This window comes from Nocardioides sp. (assembly GCF_024509035.1).
Lineage (GTDB): Bacteria > Actinomycetota > Actinomycetes > Propionibacteriales > Nocardioidaceae > Nocardioides.
In genome coordinates, this window is record NZ_JANINT010000256.1 from 13,995 (window position 1) to 14,776 (window position 782).

Consider the following 782-nt stretch of genomic DNA (forward strand, 5'->3'; position numbering starts at 1 on the left):
CCTCCACGGCGAACATCGGCTCGAGCAGCACGGGCTTGGCCTGGCGGGCGGCCTCCTTGAAGGCCTGGTTGCCGGCGATCTTGAACGCGAGCTCGGAGGAGTCGACGTCGTGGTAGGCGCCGTCCTCGAGCGTGAACTTCACGTCGACCATCGGGTAGCCGGCGAGCACGCCGAACTCCATGGCCTCCTGGCCGCCCTGGTCGACCGACGGGATGTACTCGCGCGGCACGCGACCACCCGAGACGTTGTTGACGAACTCGTAGCCCGCGCCGGTGCCGGTCTCGGGGTCGATGCTGGGCTCGAGCGAGATGACGACCTTCGCGAACTGACCCGAACCACCGGTCTGCTTCTTGTGCGTGTAGGAGTGGTTCTCCACCTTGCGGCGGATGGTCTCGCGGTAGGCGACCTGCGGCTTGCCGACGGTGGCCTCGACGCGGAACTCGCGACGCATCCGGTCGACCAGGATCTCCAGGTGGAGCTCGCCCATGCCGGCGATGATCGTCTGGCCGGTCTCCTCGTCGGACTTGACGGTGAACGTCGGGTCCTCGTCGGAGAGCCGCTGGATGGCCGTGCCGAGCTTCTCCTGGTCACCCTTGGTCTTGGGCTCGATCGCGACCTCGATCACCGGGGCCGGGAACGTCATCGACTCGAGCACGACCTGGTGCTGCGGGTCGGACAGGGTGTGACCGGTCTTGGTGTCCTTCAGACCCATGACGGCGACGATCTGGCCGGCGCCGACCGACGCGATCTCCTCACGCTTGTTGGCGTGCATCTGGTAGACC

Annotated in this window: 1 pseudogene; it reads right to left on the reverse strand. The window is 67.0% G+C overall.

Going from position 1 to position 782, the window contains the following annotated elements:
• Nucleotides 1–782: pseudogene (gene fusA, locus Q0L15_RS17655) on the reverse strand (elongation factor G); the annotation flags it as partial.